At 67.2% G+C, this 546-nt stretch carries 1 pseudogene; it reads left to right on the top strand.

Features of this window, described 5'->3' with window-relative positions:
- Positions 1-546: pseudogene (locus M8J71_RS21535) on the top strand (pyruvate dehydrogenase (acetyl-transferring), homodimeric type); the annotation flags it as partial.

The raw sequence follows: 546 nt of genomic DNA, 5'->3' as shown, positions 1-546 counted from the left end.
AGAGCGTCGGGGTGCCGATGGTGACCACCACCGATTACGTGAACACCATCCCGGTGGACCAGGAAGCGCAGTTCCCGGGCAACGAGGAGTTCGAGCGCCGGTACCGGGCGTACATGCGGTGGAACGCTGCGGTGATGGTGCACCGGTCCCAGCGGCCCAACATCGGCGTGGGCGGGCACATCTCCACCTACGCCGGCGCTGCGACCCTGTACGAGGTGGGCTTCAACCACTTCTTCCGCGGCAAGGACCACCCCGGCGGCGGGGACCAGGTCTTCTTCCAGGGCCACGCCTCCCCCGGCATGTACGCGAGGGCGTTTATGGAGGGCCGGCTCTCCGAGGAGGACCTGGACGGGTTCCGGCAGGAAAAGTCCCGCGAGGGCCACGCCCTGTCCTCCTACCCGCACCCGCGGCTGATGCCATCGTTCTGGGAATTCCCCACGGTCTCGATGGGCATCGGGCCGATGAACGCGATCTACCAGGCCCAGTCCAACCGCTACCTGCACAACCGGGGCCTGAAAGACACCTCGGACCAGCAGGTCTGGGCGT

Origin of the sequence: Pseudarthrobacter sp. R1, assembly GCF_024494415.1 — a bacterium.
In the GTDB taxonomy this organism is placed as follows: Bacteria; Actinomycetota; Actinomycetes; order Actinomycetales; family Micrococcaceae; genus Arthrobacter.
The sequence above is the reverse complement of the archived record's forward strand: the minus strand, read 5'-3'. Positions and strand labels throughout refer to the sequence as shown.